The sequence below is a fragment of the Hydrogenophaga sp. IBVHS1 genome, assembly GCF_002127265.1.
Taxonomy (GTDB): Bacteria; Pseudomonadota; Gammaproteobacteria; order Burkholderiales; family Burkholderiaceae_C; genus Hydrogenophaga.
The window spans coordinates 1,806,747-1,824,450 of sequence record NZ_NFUU01000001.1 but is presented as its reverse complement, the minus strand read 5'-3'; the positions used below and the strand labels follow the sequence as shown (position 1 = coordinate 1,824,450).

The window sequence follows — 17,704 nt, the reverse complement described above, 5'->3', positions numbered from 1 at the left end:
TCGTGCCCCACCGCCAGCGCCCCCGCGCCATCGGCGGCCACCTGCATTACCGTGGCGATGTGCTGCTCCAGCAGTGCGCCACCTTCGGGTTGGTACTTGGTTCGCTTCGAACCCGATGTACTCCTAGGGTTACCCTATCCGGTTCAGTGCGATGTCGCTGGGCGTGACTGGCTCCACAGATCCAGCTCGCTGCGGCGCCAAGCCACTGCGCGCGCACCGAGGCGAACGGGGCAGGGGAACTGTTGTTGGGCGATGAGCCTGTAGATCGTCGATCGACCCAAGCCCGTCATCTGCATGACGGATGGCATGCGCAGAAACACGGTCTGAACCAGATCATGTGGGTTGGTCGGTGTAGCTGGTGTCAGTTGCACGGCATTCTCCCGGTGGAGGCATGAAGGCAACTGTAGGGCCCGGTGGGCCGCTTGGTCATGCTGGATTCGGCGTCAAATCTTGTGCACGGGGCGTTCATTGTCAGAGCAGCGCCTTAGCCAACGAGGCTTCGACGGTTTGGGCTCTGCGATGGGGCCTGCCGAAGTCTTAATGCAGCTCGCACGCAACACATCGTGCGAGATTCTCTGGACTACGTTCATAAGACCAAAAACTGGCACCAGACTGGCACCAGCCAAACCCAGAAAGCAAAAAAGTCAGCAGGCGCTAACCTGCTGACTCTCGTGTTTCTTGGCTCCCCGACCTGGACTCGAACCAGGGACCTGCGGATTAACAGTCCGTCGCTCTACCAACTGAGCTATCAGGGAACAGCCTCGAATTATAGCGTCGTTTTCAGGGGCTTTCTGATTCCACGCCCAGCACTTTGTGCAACCGGGTGCTGGTGGTGGTGTATTGCAGGAGCACAGGCCGGTCCGGGAACACGATGGGCATGGCGCCGAAAGCGGCGAGGGCGCATTCGTGAAAGCCGCAGAGGATGAGCTTTTTCTTGCCGGGGTAGGTGTTGATGTCGCCCACCGCGAAGATGCCGGGCATGCTGGTGGAGAACTTTTCGGTGTCCACCACGAGTTGCTTGCGTTCGATGTCCAGGCCCCAGTCGGCGATGGGGCCGAGTTTGGGCGAGAGACCGAGGAAGACGAGCAGGGCGTCCAGTGGCACAACGTGGGTGACGGCATCGGGGCCAGTCACCTTCAGGCCGCTCAGCTGGCCGGCTTCGTTGGTCTCAAAGCCTGTGGGCTGGCCCACGATGAACCGCATGTGGTTGCGCTCGCAGAGTTCGCGCATGCGGGCCACGCTGGCGGGAGCGGCCTGGAAACCATCGCGGCGGTGGAGCAGGACGACGCTTGCAGCGCGGTGCGGGCTGTCGGGCCGCGCGAATTCGATTGCCCAGTCCAGCGCGGAATCGCCGGCACCGGCGATGACGAGGTGCTTGCCGGCGAAGCGGGATGGCGTGTCGACATGGTGAAAAACCTGCTGTCCCTCGAAGGCTTCAAGCCCTTCCACCTTGAGCTTGCGTGCCTGAAAAGCACCCACGCCGGCCGCGATGAACAGGGTTTTGGTGACGAAATGCGTGCCGACGGAGGTGGCCACGAAGAAGCGGCCGTCTGCCCGCTTTTGTACCGTGGTGACTTCCTGGCTCAGGTGGAAGCTGGCGCCCATGGGCTTGATCTGTTCAAGCAGCCGGTCGGCGAGCTCCTGGCCGGTGCACACCGGAATGCCCGGGATGTCGTAAATGGGTTTGTCGGGATACAGCTCCACCGGCTGCCCGCCGGGCTGGGCGAGCGAGTCGATCACGTGGGCCTTGATCTCCAGCAGACCCAGCTCGAACACCTGAAAAAGGCCCACTGGCCCGGCGCCCACCACGACCGCATCGGTCTCGATGGCGCCTTCGTGCTCTGGCGAATCGGCCATGGCCTGGGACAAGGCGTTCAGCGAATGAGCTCGGAGAGTTTGTCTGCGCGGTCTTTCCAGTCGTCGGCGTCGGGCAGCGGGGCCTTGCGCTTGGTGATGCTTTTCCAGCCCGGCAGGCGCGCGAGTTCCGCGTTCAGCACGATCATGTGCTGCTGGTCCTTGGGCAGGTCTTCCTCGGCGTAGATGGCGCTCACCGGGCATTCGGGGATGCACACCGCGCAGTCGATGCATTCGTCCGGGTCGATGGTGAGGAAATTGGGGCCTTCGCGGAAGCAGTCGACGGGACACACGTCCACACAGTCGGTGTATTTGCAGCGGATGCAGGCTTCGGTGACAACGTGGGTCATGGTGGTGATCGGAATCGGGGAAGTCCCGGATTTTAGGGTTTCCGGCAGTATGAGGCCGGGGTATGCCCCTGGCCTTGATGCAAGTTAAGGTCTTGCGGCGTTTCAGAGCACCAGCAGGGCACCCGCCGTGCGGTGGCTGGCGGTGTCCACCAGCACCAGCGAACCCAGGGCGCGCGAGCGAGCGAAAGGCAGCGTGGCCAGGGGTTCCTGCAACGTGAGTTCGATGTGGCCGATGGCGTTGGGTTCGAGCTGGGTGGCGTCCTCCTCGGCCAGGGTGTGAATGTCGAGTCGGTGCACGATGCGCTTGATCTTGGCCTTGACCCAGCGGTGGCCGTGCAGCGCCCAGTACACCCGCCCGGGCACAAGGGTCTCGTCATCCAGCCAGGCCACCGTGGCGCGCAGTTCGCGGCTGCCGGTGATGGTGTCGTGCGCTTCGTCTTCGTCCTGGGCCAGCAGCCAGTCGCCCCGCGAGACATCCACCTCGCGGTCGAGCACGATGCCGGCGCTGTGGCCGGCCAGCACGGCCTGCGGCTGGCGCACGTGGTTGAGCACCTGGGCCACCACGGCAGTCTGGCCGTTTGGCATGATGCGCACTAGCTGACCCGGCTGCACGCCACCGGTGGCCACCCGGCCCCAGAACACGCGCCGGCCCTGGGAGGTGTCGGACGAGGAACTGAACTTTTCCACCCACTGCACCGCAAACGCAAAGGGCAACGTGGTGTCGGCCGCCGTGACGGGGAGGCCTTCCAGAATCTGCAGCAATGTGGGGCCGGTGTAGCCGCACCACTGCGGCTCTTCGCTGGCATCGACCACGTTCCAGCCTTTGAGGGCCGAGATGGGCACCACGGCGGTGACAGGAATACCCGCCTGTTTCGCGAACTGTCGCAGCGCCGCGCCAATGTGCGCGAAGGCGGCGGCGCTGTCGGCCACGGCGTCGAGCTTGTTCACTGCGAACACCACCGAAGGCACGCGCAGCAGTTTCAGCAGCAGGCTGTGGCGGCGGGTTTGCGGCAGCAGCTTCAGGTCGGGCGCGGCCCAATCCAGTTTGGTGGCATCGACCAGCACCACGGCGGCATCGGCGCTGGAGGCTGCCGTAACCATGTTTCGGGTGTACTGCTCGTGGCCCGGTGCATCACCAATGATGAACTTGCGCGCTTCGGTGCTGAAGTAGCGGTACGCCACGTCGATGGTGATGCCTTGCTCGCGTTCGGCCGAGAGGCCATCGGTGAGCAAGGCCAGGTCGGTCTGGCCCTGGCGCTGCACGCCGGCCAGGTGGTCCTGCAGCACGGCCTTGCTGTCGACCAGCAGACGCCCAATGAGCGTGCTCTTGCCGTCGTCCACGCTGCCGCAGGTGATGAGGCGCAGGGCAGAGCGGGTGTCTTTCACGAGGGCTTCGACAGGCTCGGCCCGAACGGAGGTGGTTGCAGCGGTGGTCATCAGAAGTACCCGTCTTTCTTGCGTTTTTCCATGGAGGCGTCGGACGTCTTGTCGTCCATGCGCGTAGCGCCACGTTCGCTCACTTCGGCGGCCAGCGTCTCGATCACGATGTCGTCTGCGGTAGCGGCCGTGCTCTCTACCGGGCAGGTGCAGGTGATGTCGCCCACGGTGCGAAAGCGCACGTCGCGCACCTGCACAGTTTCGCCGTCGCGCGGCGGTGTGAGTTCGGTCACCGGTACCAGCAGACCGCGGCGGTCCACCACCTCGCGCTGGTGCGTGTAGTAGATCGAGGGCAGGGCGATGTTTTCGCGGGCAATGTATTGCCACACGTCGAGCTCGGTCCAGTTGCTGATTGGGAACACGCGGAAATGTTCACCGGGCTGCAGGCGGGTGTTGAACAGCGTCCACAGTTCGGGGCGCTGTGCCTTGGGCTGCCACTGGCCGAAGCTGTCGCGGTGGCTGAAGATGCGTTCCTTGGCGCGCGCCTTCTCTTCGTCGCGCCGCGCGCCACCGATCAGGGCATCGAAGCGGAACTCGTCAATGGCTTCGAGCAAGGTCACCGACTGGTGCACGTTGCGGCTCTCGCCGGGGTGCGCCAGGCGCACGGTGCCGCGCGCCATGGAGTCTTCCACGCTGCGCACGATCAACTCGGCGCCCAGTTCCTTCGCGCGCAGGTCGCGAAAGTCGGTCACTTCAGGGAAGTTGTGGCCGGTGTCGATCATCAGCAGCGGATAGGGAATGCGACCCACGCCGAAGGCCTTCTCGGCGCACTTGAGCATGACGAGTGAGTCCTTGCCGCCAGAGAACAGCAGCGCAGGGCGCTCGAAGGCGGCCGCCACTTCGCGAAGGATGAAGATGGTTTCTTCTTCCAGAGCGTCCAGGTGTGCGTTGCTGAGGTGGTGCTGTTCGCTGATGGCGTGTTGCAGGGCGGTCTGGATCACGTCGGGTTCGGTGCGGGCGTTCATGAAGGGGTCCGTTCGAGAGAGGAGACAAGCGACGAGGCCACCGGCTGCACGTGCAGGCCGCATTCCTTGGCACTTTCCTGTTCCCACCACCAGCGGCCGGCGCGGAAATCTTCGCCGACGCTGATGGCGCGCGTGCAGGGCGCGCAGCCAATGCTGGGATAAAACTGGTCGTGCAGGGCGTTGTAGTCCAGCGCGTGCAGGCCGATGAAATGCCACACATCGCCCCAGGTCCACTCCACCAGCGGGCTGATCTTGATGCGCGCGGGCTCCTGAATCACTTCGCCCACTTCGGCGCGTGCGTTCGACTGCTCGCGCCGCAGACCGGTGATCCAGCCGTCGTGCCCCGCAAGCGCTCGCGCCAGGGGTTCCATCTTGCGGATGTCGCAGCAGGCCTTGCGCAGCTCGACGCTCTGGTACATGGCCTCTTCGCCGTTCTTGCGCACGAAGTGGATGACCGACTCTTGCCGAGGGCGGAACACCTGCACGCTGAGGCCATAGCGGCGCTCGATAAGGGGAATCAGCGCGAGCGTCTCGGCATGCAGCTTGCCGGTCTCCAGCACAAAGACGCTGGCGTCGATGTTGGCCAGGTGGAGCAGGTGGGTAACCACCATGTCTTCCGCGCCGAGGCTGGACGCCTGCGTGAGCCTGGGGTGGCTCGCAGCGGTCTCGCGCAGCAAGGCGATGGCGCGTGCGACCTTGGCAGCAAAGTCGGGCGAGGGTTTGTCGTAAAGGGATAAAGCGTTCATTTGAAAACCTTCGTGCTGCGCACTTCGGTGCGAACTTGCTTGGGGCGGCCCGGCACTGCGTTCATGGCGGCGGATCTGTGTGCTTCAGGCATCAGCGAAATGCGGAGCCGTGTGCACGGCATCACCCTGGTAGAAGGCCGGGTAGTGCGCCAGCAGGGCCTGGCCGTGCGCCAGATTCTGGTCGGCGCGCAGCACGGCCTGGCTGAAGCCGCTGCGCTGCATCTGCACAAGCTGATCGATCAGCACGTCGCCGGTGGCGCAAATCTGGCCGTTGAATCCCAGGCGGCGGCGCAGCAGAAACGCCTGGCTGAAGGCGCGGCCATCGCTGAACTTCGGGAAGCTCAGTTCGATGACCTCGATCCCGGTCAGGTCGAGCTCGCGAGGGTCGGCGTCGTTGGCGATGGCCAGACGCTGGCCTTGCGATTCGCGAGGTTCAAAAGCGCTGGCGCTGAAGACTTCAAGGTTCTGGTTCATGGCGGGTTCCTCAGGCCGGTGCGCGGGCGGTGCTCACGCGAACCGCGTTGGCAGCGGTCTTGAACGGCTCGGCACCGGCGCGCTTCAGCGTGGCCACGAACGTCTCGCCGCTCACGCGTTGCGTGCGGTAGGTGTCCAGCAGGGCTTCGATCACATCGGGCACCTCGCTGGCAGCGAACGACGGGCCGATCACCTTGCCCGGCGTGGCTTCGCCGGAGAGGCGGGAACCGTCAGAGCCACCCAGCGTGACCTGGTACCACTCCTGGCCGTCCTTGTCGACGCCGAGAATGCCGATATGGCCGCTGTGGTGGTGGCCACAGGAATTGATGCACCCGCTGATGTGCAGGTCGATCTCGCCCAGGTCGTGCAGTTCGTCCAGATCCGTGTATCGGCCCAGGATGGCCTGTGCCAGTGGCAGCGAGCGGGCATTCGCCAGGTCGCAGAAATCGCCGCCGGGGCAGGCGATCATGTCGGTGAGCAGTCCGATGTTGGGCTTGGCCAGACCGAGGCGGCGCGCCTCTCGCCAGAGCTCTGGGAGCGAGTCGCAGCGCACCCAGGGCAGCAGCAGGTTCTGTTCGTGCGTCACACGCGCTTCGCCCGAAGAGAAACGATCCGCCAGGTCGGCGGCGCGGTCGAGCTGGTCGGCTGTGGCGTCGCCTGGCGCCTGGCCAAAGCGCTTGAACGACAGCGTGACCGCACGCAAGTCAGGGTTCTGGTGTGGCTTCACGTTCTGCTGCAGCCAGCGGCCGAAATCCACGTCGTCCTCGGCCGCGGCCTTGAGGATGTGGGCGATCTTGGCGTCGGCGCTCTTGCGGTCGCAGCTCAAGGGCGGTGTCGTGAAAAACGCGCTCACCCGGTCGAGCTCTGCCTGCGTGATCGTGTGCGGCGCACCGTCTTTCTCGAGAATGTCGCGGTACTCGGCTTCCACCTGGTCGGTGAAGGCCTGGCCTTCGGCTTTCACGAGAATCTTGATGCGGGCCTTGTACATGTTGTCGCGGCGGCCAAAGCGGTTGTAGGCTCGCACCACCGCTTCAAGGTAGTTCAGGATCTGGTTCCACGGCAGGAACTCACGCAGCACGCTTCCGATGATGGGCGTGCGGCCCATGCCGCCACCCACGCGCACCTGAAAGCCCAGGTCGCCATCCACATTGCGCAAGAGCCGCAGGCCCACGTCGTGCCACGCGGTGGCGGCGCGGTCTTCGCGAGCACCGGTGATTGCCACCTTGAACTTGCGGGGCAGAAAAGCGAACTCCGGGTGCAGCGTGCTCCACTGCCGCATGATTTCGGCGAAGGGGCGTGGGTCGGCCACTTCGTCCGCGGCGATGCCGGCCAGCGCGTCGGTGGTGATGTTGCGGATGCAGTTGCCGCTGGTCTGAATGCCGTGCATGTTCACACTGGCCAGCAGGTCCATCACCTCGGCCGAGCGCGCGAGCGGAATCCAGTTGAATTGCACGTTCTGGCGCGTCGTGAAGTGCCCGGTGCGATCGGGAAGTGTCGGCACTTCGGAGAGGCCGGCGTCGGCCTGGGAGGTGTCGTGGTCTTCCTTGTGGTCGTAGTCGCGCGCGATCTTCGCGAGCACCCGAAGTTGTGGGCTGGAGATCTCGCCGTAGGGCACGGCCACGCGCAGCATGGGCGCGAAGCGCTGCACGTACCAGCCGTTCTGCAGGCGCAGCGGCTTGAACTCGTCTTCACCCAGGCTGCCTGCCTGCCAGCGGGTGAGCTGGTCGCGGAACTGGGCGGCACGCAGGTGCACGAACTGGCGGTCGAATTCGGAGTATTGGTACATCGTGGGTACGTCGTCTTCGTGGGCAACAGAAATCAGAAAGCGATCAGCTTGGTGCCGGCATAGGCCAGCAGCACCGACAGCACCGAGCGCACTAGCCGTTCGGGCGTGTGCTTCATGAGGCGTGTGCCGAGCCAGATGCCGGGCAGAGAACCGGCGAGCAGCTTGCCGAGCAAGGGCCAGTCCACTGAACCCAGACTGGCGTGGCCCAGGCCCGCCACCAGCGTGAGCGGCACGGCGTAAGCGATGTCGGCGGCCACGATGCGCGGCAACGGCAACAGCGGAAACAGCAACAACAGCACCGAGACGCCAATGGCGCCTGCACCCACCGAAGTGAGCGTCACCAGCGTGCCGATGACCGCGCCGAACAGCACGGGCAAGCTCCAGTGACGCGCCTGCGTGGCTTTGTGCAAATCGGCTTCGGGCAAGCTGCGCGGCGTCTGCTTGCCGCGAGCGGCCTTGTAGAGCATGGCGGCAGCGGTGAGCAACAGCGCCAGACCGAGCGTGCTGGTCATGAGCGATTGCACCATCGGGCTGGCCGGGCCCAGCTGGTGCAGCACAACCAGCGTCACCAGCGCCGCAGGGATGCTCCCGGCACAGAGCTGGCCCACCACGCGCCAGGGCACCAGCTTCTGCCTGGCGAGGCTGACCGTACCGCCCATCTTGGTGAAGGCGGCAAACAGAAGATCCGTGCCCACGGCCAGATAGGGTTTGACGCCAAAAAAGAAGATCAGGATGGGCGTCATGAGCGAACCGCCACCCACGCCCGTGAGACCCACAATGAGTCCCACAGCGAATCCGGCCAGGATGATGGCGATGTCAGGCATGGCGCGACTTTAGAGACGCAGACATATATCCCAAACGATTTTTTGCTCATGGGGATATAGCTGGGATGCATATGACATGAGGTCGACCTGCGGATTTCCCTTAGAGAATTTTCCGTTCATCCGTCGATAACGACCGCACATCGCGTTTGGCGTCGTACCATTCGCGCCATGCAGAAACAGCGAATTCTGGTCAGCGTGGTGGGGTTCTCCGACGTGGAGCGGCATGCGCTCAACACGATCTTCCGGCTGTCCCAGGAGCGCGAGGTGGCTTACGCGCCCTGGGCGCCCCTCATGCCGCCCGGCACGAAAGCGCCTTCTGGCATGGCCCAGGTGGCCTTGGTCGATGGCGAAAGTGCCGAGGCGGTGTTGGCGCACGCCAAGGAAATGCCGGCCGGCCAACGCCTGATCTGGGTCGGGCCCGACGCCCCCGACCACGCCTGGCGGGTGCTGGATCGGCCGATTGAATGGGCGGCGGTGCTGCACGACCTGGATGCCGTGTTCGCCGCCCGCCAGGCGGATTCCGGCCTGCTCGACCTGGATGTGACTTCGCCTTCACCGCTCGATCTGGCGCTCGATCTGGACATGGAGACTGGCGTGGAACCCGTGCGGCGCGCGCTGGTGGTGAGTGAAGACCCTGAAGAACGCACCTACCTGCGCACCCGGCTGGCGCTGGCGGGTGTTGTGCACGTCGATGAGGTGGTCAACACCGAGATGGCCATCGACCTTTTGAGCCGCCAGGCCTACCTCTGCGGCTTCTTCAATCTGGACGAACACCACATGGATGTGTGGTCGCTCATGCGCGTGTTCGTGCAGCGCAACCCGCAGGCGCTCGCGCTCGCCACCAGCGAACTGGCCGGGCCGCTGGCTGGCTGGTGGCGCCGGCGCCGTGTGCGGCGAGACGCGCACCGCGTGGGCGTTACAGCGCTGCTCGAGCGTCCGCTGCAGCCGCGCCAGATTTCGGAGTGGCTGGAATTGATCTGAGCGCTATGGCTGGCGGCGTGCCTGTCGCCAGGCGAACCGCGCCGGGTCCAGCGCGGCAAGCAGATCGCGCTCCGCCAGTACCGCTTCACCTTCGATTTGAGCCGCCAGCCAGCCCGCGCAGAGATGGGCCAGCGTGATGCCGCGCGAACCCAGCGCGCTCAGCAGGTAGAGGCCGGGGAGTCGCGGTGTTTCCTCCAGCGTGGCCCGCCCGCGGCGCGAACCGGCTTGCAACATGCGAAGCCGCAGTGCCTCGGCGTCCGGCACGGCCCCCACCATGGGCAGGCGGTCCAGCGACGCACAACGCACCTGGGCCCAGCCCAGTAGTTCGCCGCTGGCTTGCAGCCGGCGCAATTCTTCCGCGGCGGGCGGGCAGACGGCCTGCAGGCTTTTCGCGTTGGCTTCATGGGCCTCGGCCGTGAGGTGGATGCTGGAATCACCTCGCGTGTAGGTCGACCCCATCGCCCACAGGCGCGCCGGCCACGCCGGTGGCAGACCGCTGTCTTCGTAGAGCGGCACGAAAACGCCGCTGTCGCGCTGAGGCCTTTCCGCCAGTGGCGCGCCTTCCAGCGCCGCCAGGCTCATCTGACCCTTGACGGGCCGCAGCGGCAGGTGTTCGGCTTCCATAAGGCCGCTGGCCTGGGTAAGCAGGGCGTGGCTGCCATGGGCGGCGGCGACCACTGCCACCGGCGCTTCGGCCAGCAGCTCGCCCGCACTGCTCAGCGCGCGCCAGAGGCCCGAAGCCGTGCGTTCCAGCCGGGCCACACGGGCCTGCCAGCGCGGCGACACCCGCGAGGCGGCCTCCTCGAGCCATGCCTGCACCAATGCGCCGGGCCGCACCAGGGCGGCGGGCCAGCGGCCGTAGTCGTGGCCCAGGTTGTCGACCATGCAGGCTTGCCAGCCGCGCCCTTGCGGTACCAGACGCTGAAGTTCGGCCAGCGTGGCCTGCATGCCCAGCGCGGACAGGCGCGAAAGAGGCGTGGGTGTGCGGGTGACATGGGGGCTGAGCATGCCCACGGGGAGCGCAGAAGCCCCCAGAGCGGGCCCGTTCGCACCATCGAGCAAGGTGATGCGCCAGCCCTTGCGGGCCAACTGCGCGCACACGCCCGCACCGGCCAGGCCGGCGCCGATCACCAGGGCGTGGCGGTGCGGTCCGCCGGTCGCGCTCACTCGTCCTTGGGTGGCGGCACGTAGCCGGCGGCGGCGTCAGCGCCTTCGCCGAAGAAATGCTTCTCCATCTGGCGCGCCAGGTACTGGCGGGCGCGGGCGTCGGCCAGATTGAGCCGGTTTTCATTGAGCAGCATGGTCTGGTGCTTGAGCCAGGCAGCCCAGGCTTCCTTGCTCACATTCTCGAAAATGCGCTTGCCCAGTTCGCCGGGGTAGGGCGGAAAGTCGAGTCCTTCGGCTTCCTTGCCGAGCTTGATGCAGTTCACGGTGCGTGCCATGGCGTTCCTTGGAGATTGGTTAGATGGTCTGGTTATAACGAATGGAAGAAATTATTCGTTCCAGAACTGATGGTTCGCCGGCATGATCCCGGCTTTGCGGTGTTCTTGGTGTCTGGGCTGAAAGCCGAGCGCCACTGTAGCAAGGTTTGGGTGCCCCCGGCGACATGGCCTCGGCGGCACCGGGCGCGTGAGTTTCTACAATACCGGGCTACCGTTCCACAGGATCTGTTTTCATGAGTGCATTTCAAGAAGAGCGCGTGTTGAGCGTCCATCACTGGACCGACCGGCTGTTCAGCTTCACCACCACGCGCGACGCGTCGCTGCGTTTCTCCAATGGCCACTTCACCATGATCGGCCTGCGCGTGGACGGCAAACCGCTGCTTCGGGCCTACAGCATCGTCAGCCCGAACTACGCCGATCACCTTGAGTTCCTGAGCATCAAGGTGCAGGACGGCCCGCTGACCTCGCGCCTGCAGCACATCCAGGTGGGCGACACCATCATCGTGGGCCGCAAACCCACCGGCACGCTGCTGATCGACTACCTGCTGCCGGGCAAGCGCCTCTATTTGCTGGGCACCGGTACCGGGTTGGCGCCGTTTCTCAGCATCGTGCGCGACCCGGAAACCTACGAGCGCTTCGAGCAGGTGATCGTGGTGCATGGGGTGCGCCAGGTCAACGAACTCGCCTACCGCGAACTGCTGTCGAATGACCTCGTCAAGGACGAGATCCTGGGCGAACTGGTGCAGGGCAAGCTGCTCTATTACCCCACCGTCACGCGCGAGCCCTTCGTTCACCAGGGGCGCATTCCGCAACTGCTCGGCGAAGGCGTGATCGCCAAAGACCTGGGCCTGCCTGCGTTCAACGCCGCCGAAGACCGCGTCATGATTTGCGGCAGCCCTGAAATGTTGCGCGATTTGAAGGCACTTTGCGAGAAAACCGGACTCAAGGAAGGCAACACCACCACCCCGGGTGATTTCGTGATCGAACGCGCCTTCGTGAGTTGAGGATTCCATTTTGTTCGCCAGCCTGTCCACTGCTTCTCCGCGCTCGCCACTTTCGAGCCACCCCCGCCAGATCCTGGGCCTGATCGCCCTGGCCTGCGTGGCCATGCTGGCTTACGGCATGTACCTGCAGCACGTGGTGGGCCTGGAACCCTGTCCCATGTGCATCGTGCAGCGCTACGCGCTGGTGCTGGTGGCGCTGGTGGCGGGCATCTCTGCTCTGTTCAAGCGCCGCTTCTGGTTGTATGCCGGCGTGATCAAAATGGGTGTGCTGGCGGCATTCGGCGCTTTCGTGGCGGCGCGCCAGAGCTGGTTGCAGTGGAATCCGCCGGAAATCATGAGCTGCGGGCGAGACTTCTTCGGGATGATCGAATCCTTCCCGCTGCGCCGTGCCATTCCCATGATCTTCCGAGGCACCGGCGACTGTTCGGTGATCGACTGGACCTTCCTCGGCCTCTCGATCGCTAACTGGTCGTTTCTGTGTTTTATCGCCATTGCCGTGCTGGCCGTGGTGCTCTGGGTGAAGCGTCCCGCTAGCTGAGCTTCTTCACCAGCACCTGGCTCTTGCGATCCCAGTTGTATTTGCGCTTGCGCGCCTCGGGCAGCCAGTCGGCGTTGACCTGAACGAAACCCCGCTTGATGAACCAGTGCATGGTGCGCGTGGTGAGCACGAAGATGCTCTGCAGCCCCTGTGCCTTGGCGCGCGTCTCGATGCGCTTGAGCAGCCGCTCGCCGTCGCCCTGGCTCTGCGTGTCGGGTGACACCGTGAGCGCAGCCATCTCGCCGGTGCGCGCTTCCGGGTAGGGGTAGAGCGCTGCGCAGCCGAAGATGACGCCGTCGTGCTCGATGATGGTGTAGTTGCCCGCGTCGCGCTCGATCTCCGTGCGGTCGCGCTTGACCAGGGTGCCGTCCTTCTCGAACGGCTCGATCAGCGCCACGATGCCACTCACGTCGTCCATGGTGGCTTCGCGCACGCTCTCCAGTTTTTCGTCCACCACCATGGTGCCGATGCCATCGTGGGTGTAGATCTCCAGCAGCAGCGCGCCGTCGACCGCGAACGGCAGGATGTGGCTGCGATCCACTCCGCCTTCGCAGGCTCGGATGCAGTGCTGCAGGTAGAACGCGGTGTCGGTTGGCTGGGTGGGTGCGGGCAGGGCGGCCAGCATTCTTTTTGCATCGGCCAGGGGGAGCTCGGTGTCAATGTCGCTCTCCACGTCGGCCTCGTCCACGCGAATGCCGGGAACCTCGGTCAGGAACATCAGCTTGTCGGCCTGCAGCGCCACCGCCACCGAGGTGGCGACGTCTTCCATGGTGAGGTTGAAGGCCTCGCCGGTGGGCGAGAAGCCAAACGGCGAGAGCAGCACCATGGCACCCATGTCCAGCGTGCGCTGGATGCCCTCGGTGTCCACCTTGCGCACCAGGCCCGAGTGCTGAAAGTCCACGCCATCCATCAGGCCCACCGGGCGCGCGGTGATGAAGTTGCCCGAGATCACGCGCACCGTGGCACCGGCCATGGGGGTGTTGGGCAGGCCCTGGCTGAACGCCGCCTCGATCTCGTAGCGCAACTGGCCAGCAGCTTCCTGCGCGCAATCGAGCGCCACTTCGTCGGTGATGCGCATGCCGTGCGAATACTTCGCCTCGTGGCCTTTCAGTCGCAACTGTTCGTTCACCTGCGGGCGAAAGCCGTGAACCAGCACGATCTCCACCCCCATGCTCTGGATCAGCGCCAGGTCTTGCGCCAGCCCCTGCAGCTTGCCGGCCGCAATCGCTTCACCCGCGATGCCCACCACCAGCGTGTTGCCACGGTGTTTGTGGATGTAGGGCGCTACGGAGCGGAACCAGGGAACGAAGGTGAAGTTGAAGACGTTGGACATGGAGGCGGTGAGCAGGCAGGTGGTTGGCCGGGCGCGGATAATGGCGGGCTGCCCGATTTTGACCGAAGTTACGCTCTTGTCCCCCACACCGTTGCACATCGAATTTCCCGACTCCCTGCCTGTTTCGGCGCGTCGCCACGAGATCGAGGCGGCCATGCGAGAGCATCAGGTGGTCATCGTCTGCGGTGAAACCGGCTCGGGCAAGACCACGCAGATCCCGAAGATCGCGCTCTCCATGGGGCGCGGCAAATGCAATGCTGGCCCCGGTCAGCGGGGCCAGCTCATTGGCCACACGCAACCTCGACGCATCGCCGCCTCCAGCGTGGCCAAGCGCATCGCCGAAGAGTTGAAGACGCCGCTGGGCGAGGTGGTCGGCTACAAGGTGCGCTTCCAGGACCGCTTGAGCAAAGATGCTTCCGTCAAACTGATGACCGACGGCATCCTGCTCGCCGAGACCCAGAACGATCCCGACCTGCGCGCCTACGACACCATCATCATTGACGAGGCCCACGAGCGCAGCCTCAACATCGACTTCCTGCTGGGGTACCTGCGCCAGCTGCTGCCGCGCCGGCCCGACCTGAAAGTGGTGGTTACCTCGGCCACCATCGATGCCGACCGCTTCGCGCATTACTTTGCTTCAAAAACCGGGCCGGCCCCTGTGCTCATGGTGTCGGGTCGCACGTTCCCGGTGGAGGTGCGCTGGCGCCCGTTCGAGGAGAGCCGCGACTACGACCTGAACAGTGCCATCACCGACGCGGTGGACGAGCTCTGGCGCGGGCCGGCCGGTGGCGACATTCTGGTGTTCCTGCCGGGTGAGCGCGAGATTCGCGAGGCTGCCGATCACCTGCGCAAGCACCTGAGCCACAGCCCGACGCTGCGCAACGCCGAGGTGTTGCCTCTGTTTGCGCGCCTCTCGCAGGCTGAGCAGGACCGCATTTTTCAGGACCACAGCGGCCGGCGCATCGTGCTCTCGACCAACGTGGCCGAGACCTCCCTCACGGTACCCGGCATCCGCTTCGTGATCGACGCCGGCACAGCGCGGGTGAAGCGCTACAGCTTCCGCCAGAAGGTGGAGCAGCTGATGGTGGAACCCATCAGCCAGGCGGCGGCCAATCAACGCGCCGGTCGTTGCGGCCGCGTGGCCGATGGCATCTGCATTCGTCTCTACGACGAGGCAGGCTTCATCGGACGCCCGAAGTTCACCGACCCCGAGATCCTGCGCAGTTCGCTGGCCGGCGTGATTCTGCGCATGAAGGCGCTGCGCCTGGGTGCGGTGGAAGATTTCGCCTTCATCGAGGCGCCGCAGAAGCGCGCCATTGTCGATGGCTACCAGTTGCTCGCTGAGCTCGGTGCGGTGGACGAAGACAACGGGCTCACACCCATAGGCCAGACGCTCTCGCGCCTGCCGCTGGACCCGCGCGTGGGCCGCATGATTCTGGAAGCGCAACAACGCGGCGCGCTCGACGAGGTGCTGGTGATTGCCTCGGCCCTGAGCGTGCAGGACGTGCGCGACCGACCGCTCGACAAGCAGGCGCAGGCCGATCAGGCGCAGGCGAAGTTCGACGACGAGAAGAGCGAGTTCAGCGGCACGCTCAAGCTGTGGAAGTGGCTGGAGGACACCAAGGGTGGGCATGGCAAGGACCACAAGCTCAGCCACCGCCAGTACGAAAATGTGCTGCGAGAGAACTTCATCAATGTGCGTCGGGTGCGCGAATGGCGTGACATCCACACCCAGCTGCACACCGTGGTGGCTGAACACAAGTGGCAGATCAACACGCAGCCTGCGAGCTACGAGCAACTGCACCTGGCCATGCTGGCTGGCCTGCTGGGCAACGTGGGGCAAAAAAGCGAAGCGGAAGACTGGTATCTGGGTGCGCGCGGCATTCGCTTCTACCGCCACCCCGGCGCCAACCTGAGCAAGAAGCCGGGCCGCTGGATCGTCTGCGCCGAACTCGTGGAGACCGCGCGCCTGTTCGGTCGCGGCATCGCCGCCATTGAACCGCTCTGGCTGGAGCAGGTGGGCGGCCACCTCATCAAGAAACAGTTGCTCGACCCCCACTGGGAGAAGAAGGCCGCCCAGGTGACCGCGCTGGAGCGCGCCACGCTCTATGGTCTGGTGATCTACAGCAACCGCCGAACCGACTACGGCCGCGTGGACCCGGTCGGCGCCCGCGAGATATTCATCCGCGAGGCCCTGGTGGCGGGCGAGTGGGACACGAAGCTGCCGTTCCTGGCGGCCAACCAGAAGCTGGTGCGCCAGGTGGGCGAGCTGGAGCACAAGTCGCGCCGGCAGGACGTGCTGGTGGACGATGAACTCATCTACGCCTTCTACGACCAGCAAGTGCCCGCGCACATCTGCAATGGCGCCAGCATGGAGCGCTGGTACCGCGACGCGGTGCGCGAGAACCCGAAGCTGTTGCTGCTGACGCGTGAAGAGCTCATGCGCCACGAGGCCGCTGGCATCACCACGCAGACCTTCCCCAAGACGCTGCGCCTGGGCGGTGTGGACTGCGCCTGCGCGTACTTGCACGAACCCGGTGACCCGCGCGACGGGCTGTCGGTCACGCTGCCGATCTTCGCCCTGAACCAGGCCAGCGAAGACCGCTGCGACTGGCTGGTGCCCGGCATGCTCAAGGAAAAGGTGCTGGCGCTGCTCAAGACACTCCACCAGCGGCCTCGCTCGCGCCTTGTGCCGCTGCCGGCTACTGCAGAGCGTTTTGCGCTGGCCTTGAGCGAACCCACCGTGTTTGGTGCCGGCAACTTTGTCGACGCCGTGCTGAAACTGGTGCGCGAGGCCACGCAGATCGACATCCAGCGTGCAGACCTCAAGGCCGACATGCTGAGTGCGCACCACTTCATGCACCTGCGTGTGGTGGACGAGCACGGCCGACAGTTGGGGCAGGGCCGCAATCTGGGTGCGCTGAAAGCCGAACTGGGTGCGCAGGCGCGGGGGGCTTTCCAGGCGCTGGCGCAGTTGAAGCTGGGGTCTATTGCTGCCGGCGGGGATCGACCTTCCACACCTCCCGCCGAAAAAGGCACTCGCGCTCTCCCACAGGCCGAGGGAACAAAACCACCAACCGCGAAATCGGCCAGCGCCCAGGAGCGCCACACCGCCTGGGATTTCGGCGAACTCCCCGAACTGATGGAAATCCGTCAGGGCCAGCAGACCCTGATCGGTTTCCCCGCACTGATCGACGATGGGGATGCGGTGCGCATCGAAGTGTTCGACGAGCCCGAGGTGGCGAATGCGCGGCACCGCGAGGGCTTGCGCCGGTTGTTCGCGCTGCAGATTCGCGACGCATTGAAGTACCTGGAGAAGAACCTGCCTGGCCTGCAAGCCATGGGCGTGGCCTACATGCAGGTGGGCAAAGAGGCGGGGGCTGGTGGCACGCTGGAGGAACTGCGCGCGCAGATTCTTGAACTGTCCCTGGAACGTGCCTTTCTGATCGACCCGCTGCCGACCAACGAGACTGCTTTCAAGCGCCGGGTGGAGGAGGGGCGCGGGCGCCTTACGCTGATCGCCAACGAGATTGCGCGCAGCGCCGGCAACATACTGACCGAGTACGCGGCCGCGCAGCGAAAGCTGAAAGACGCCAGGCCCCCGGCCGACGTGGTGGCCGACATCGGACAGCAGCTGCAACGCCTGGTGCCAAAACGCTTCCTGCAGCAGACGCCCTATGCCCAGCTGCAGCACCTGCCGCGCTACCTGAAGGCGGTGCAGCTGCGCCTGGACAAACTGCGAGCAGATCCCGCACGGGACGCCACCCGGCTGGCCGAGCTGCGTCCGCAAGAGCAGCGTTTCTGGCGCCTCGTGGCCGAGCGCAAGGGCGTGCAGGACGCGCGTCAGCAGGAGCTGCGGTGGCTGCTGGAAGAGCTCAGGGTGAGCTTCTTTGCGCAGGAGCTGCGCACACCGCAGCCGGTGAGCCTGAAGCGGCTCGAGAAGGCCTGGACCCAGCTCATTGCCTGAGTC

16 protein-coding genes and 1 tRNA gene are annotated in these 17,704 nt (G+C 65.1%); 4 read left to right on the top strand and 13 right to left on the bottom strand.

What is annotated here, in order from left to right:
• Positions 1 to 143 precede the first annotated feature (143 nt).
• From CAP37_RS08630 to CAP37_RS08585, 10 genes are all read right to left on the bottom strand, one after another.
• Positions 144 to 308 carry an AlpA family transcriptional regulator gene (locus CAP37_RS08630; RefSeq protein ID WP_256926995.1) on the bottom strand — a complete coding sequence of 55 codons (165 nt, stop codon included), beginning with the start codon at positions 306 to 308 and terminating at the stop codon, positions 144 to 146.
• Between the two features lie 371 nt (positions 309 to 679).
• Positions 680 to 755, bottom strand: a tRNA-Asn gene (locus tag CAP37_RS08625).
• A 25-nt stretch (positions 756 to 780) separates the two neighbouring features.
• Positions 781 to 1,857, bottom strand: a complete 1,077-nt coding sequence (locus tag CAP37_RS08620; protein WP_086123796.1) for an NAD(P)/FAD-dependent oxidoreductase — start codon at positions 1,855 to 1,857, stop codon at positions 781 to 783.
• Positions 1,858 to 1,874: 17 nt separating this feature from the next.
• A complete protein-coding gene (gene fdxA / locus CAP37_RS08615; RefSeq protein ID WP_086123795.1) occupies positions 1,875 to 2,204 on the bottom strand; it encodes a ferredoxin FdxA in 330 nt (109 codons plus the stop codon).
• Between the two features lie 102 nt (positions 2,205 to 2,306).
• On the bottom strand, positions 2,307 to 3,641 hold the full coding sequence (locus CAP37_RS08610; protein ID WP_086123794.1) for a sulfate adenylyltransferase subunit 1: 1,335 nt from the start codon (positions 3,639 to 3,641) through the stop codon (positions 2,307 to 2,309).
• Positions 3,641 to 4,606: a sulfate adenylyltransferase subunit CysD gene (gene cysD / locus CAP37_RS08605; protein ID WP_086123793.1), complete on the bottom strand. Its 966-nt coding sequence runs from the start codon at positions 4,604 to 4,606 to the stop codon at positions 3,641 to 3,643. The genes CAP37_RS08610 and cysD overlap by 1 nt, the downstream gene beginning before the upstream one ends.
• Positions 4,603 to 5,352 (bottom strand): phosphoadenylyl-sulfate reductase, encoded by a 750-nt coding sequence (locus CAP37_RS08600; protein ID WP_086123792.1) that lies wholly within the window; start codon positions 5,350 to 5,352, stop codon positions 4,603 to 4,605. Before CAP37_RS08600 ends, cysD begins: the two co-directional genes overlap by 4 nt.
• Positions 5,353 to 5,436: 84 nt before the next feature.
• The gene (locus tag CAP37_RS08595; RefSeq protein WP_086123791.1) at positions 5,437 to 5,826 is read right to left on the bottom strand and encodes a DUF934 domain-containing protein; all 390 of its coding nucleotides are present in this window, start codon (positions 5,824 to 5,826) and stop codon (positions 5,437 to 5,439) included.
• Between the two features lie 10 nt (positions 5,827 to 5,836).
• Positions 5,837 to 7,612 (bottom strand): nitrite/sulfite reductase, encoded by a 1,776-nt coding sequence (locus CAP37_RS08590; RefSeq protein ID WP_086123790.1) that lies wholly within the window; start codon positions 7,610 to 7,612, stop codon positions 5,837 to 5,839.
• Between the two features lie 32 nt (positions 7,613 to 7,644).
• Positions 7,645 to 8,436, bottom strand: a complete 792-nt coding sequence (locus CAP37_RS08585) for a sulfite exporter TauE/SafE family protein (RefSeq protein WP_086123789.1) — start codon at positions 8,434 to 8,436, stop codon at positions 7,645 to 7,647.
• Positions 8,437 to 8,604: 168 nt separating this feature from the next.
• Between CAP37_RS08585 and CAP37_RS08580 the strand changes: the two genes are divergently transcribed.
• Positions 8,605 to 9,417, top strand: coding sequence for a hypothetical protein (locus CAP37_RS08580; RefSeq protein ID WP_086123788.1), 813 nt, complete (start codon positions 8,605 to 8,607; stop codon positions 9,415 to 9,417).
• A gap of 3 nt (positions 9,418 to 9,420) precedes the next feature.
• Here CAP37_RS08580 and mnmC read toward each other — a convergent pair whose 3' ends face one another.
• Together mnmC and CAP37_RS08570 are read right to left on the bottom strand one after the other, a co-directional pair.
• Positions 9,421 to 10,584, bottom strand: a complete 1,164-nt coding sequence (gene mnmC, locus CAP37_RS08575) for an FAD-dependent 5-carboxymethylaminomethyl-2-thiouridine(34) oxidoreductase MnmC (protein WP_086123787.1) — start codon at positions 10,582 to 10,584, stop codon at positions 9,421 to 9,423.
• Positions 10,581 to 10,859, bottom strand: coding sequence for an oxidative damage protection protein (locus CAP37_RS08570; RefSeq protein ID WP_086123786.1), 279 nt, complete (start codon positions 10,857 to 10,859; stop codon positions 10,581 to 10,583). Before CAP37_RS08570 ends, mnmC begins: the two co-directional genes overlap by 4 nt.
• A gap of 233 nt (positions 10,860 to 11,092) precedes the next feature.
• Here CAP37_RS08570 and CAP37_RS08565 point away from each other — a divergent pair, with 233 nt between their 5' ends.
• Both CAP37_RS08565 and CAP37_RS08560 read left to right on the top strand, forming a co-directional pair.
• A complete protein-coding gene (locus CAP37_RS08565; protein WP_086123785.1) occupies positions 11,093 to 11,863 on the top strand; it encodes a ferredoxin--NADP reductase in 771 nt (256 codons plus the stop codon).
• A gap of 10 nt (positions 11,864 to 11,873) precedes the next feature.
• On the top strand, positions 11,874 to 12,401 hold the full coding sequence (locus tag CAP37_RS08560) for a disulfide bond formation protein B (protein ID WP_256926915.1): 528 nt from the start codon (positions 11,874 to 11,876) through the stop codon (positions 12,399 to 12,401).
• Here CAP37_RS08560 and argA read toward each other — a convergent pair.
• Positions 12,394 to 13,734: an amino-acid N-acetyltransferase gene (argA, locus tag CAP37_RS08555; RefSeq protein ID WP_086123784.1), complete on the bottom strand. Its 1,341-nt coding sequence runs from the start codon at positions 13,732 to 13,734 to the stop codon at positions 12,394 to 12,396. The genes CAP37_RS08560 and argA overlap by 8 nt on opposite strands.
• Before the next feature lie 40 nt (positions 13,735 to 13,774).
• Here argA and hrpA point away from each other — a divergent pair, with 40 nt between their 5' ends.
• Entirely contained in the window at positions 13,775 to 17,701 is a 3,927-nt protein-coding gene (hrpA, locus tag CAP37_RS08550) for an ATP-dependent RNA helicase HrpA (RefSeq protein ID WP_086124891.1), read from the top strand.
• The last annotated feature ends 3 nt before the right edge of the window (positions 17,702 to 17,704 follow it).

Coding starts and splice junctions, on each gene's coding strand:
- CAP37_RS08630 (WP_256926995.1), bottom strand. CDS start 308: ATGCCATCCGTCATGCAGATGACGGGCTTGGGTCGATCGACGATCTAC.
- CAP37_RS08620 (WP_086123796.1), bottom strand. CDS start 1,857: ATGGCCGATTCGCCAGAGCACGAAGGCGCCATCGAGACCGATGCGGTC.
- fdxA (WP_086123795.1), bottom strand. CDS start 2,204: ATGACCCACGTTGTCACCGAAGCCTGCATCCGCTGCAAATACACCGAC.
- CAP37_RS08610 (WP_086123794.1), bottom strand. CDS start 3,641: ATGACCACCGCTGCAACCACCTCCGTTCGGGCCGAGCCTGTCGAAGCC.
- cysD (WP_086123793.1), bottom strand. CDS start 4,606: ATGAACGCCCGCACCGAACCCGACGTGATCCAGACCGCCCTGCAACAC.
- CAP37_RS08600 (WP_086123792.1), bottom strand. CDS start 5,352: ATGAACGCTTTATCCCTTTACGACAAACCCTCGCCCGACTTTGCTGCC.
- CAP37_RS08595 (WP_086123791.1), bottom strand. CDS start 5,826: ATGAACCAGAACCTTGAAGTCTTCAGCGCCAGCGCTTTTGAACCTCGC.
- CAP37_RS08590 (WP_086123790.1), bottom strand. CDS start 7,612: ATGTACCAATACTCCGAATTCGACCGCCAGTTCGTGCACCTGCGTGCC.
- CAP37_RS08585 (WP_086123789.1), bottom strand. CDS start 8,436: ATGCCTGACATCGCCATCATCCTGGCCGGATTCGCTGTGGGACTCATT.
- CAP37_RS08580 (WP_086123788.1), top strand. CDS start 8,605: ATGCAGAAACAGCGAATTCTGGTCAGCGTGGTGGGGTTCTCCGACGTG.
- CAP37_RS08570 (WP_086123786.1), bottom strand. CDS start 10,859: ATGGCACGCACCGTGAACTGCATCAAGCTCGGCAAGGAAGCCGAAGGA.
- CAP37_RS08565 (WP_086123785.1), top strand. CDS start 11,093: ATGAGTGCATTTCAAGAAGAGCGCGTGTTGAGCGTCCATCACTGGACC.
- argA (WP_086123784.1), bottom strand. CDS start 13,734: ATGTCCAACGTCTTCAACTTCACCTTCGTTCCCTGGTTCCGCTCCGTA.
- hrpA (WP_086124891.1), top strand. CDS start 13,775: ATGGCGGGCTGCCCGATTTTGACCGAAGTTACGCTCTTGTCCCCCACA.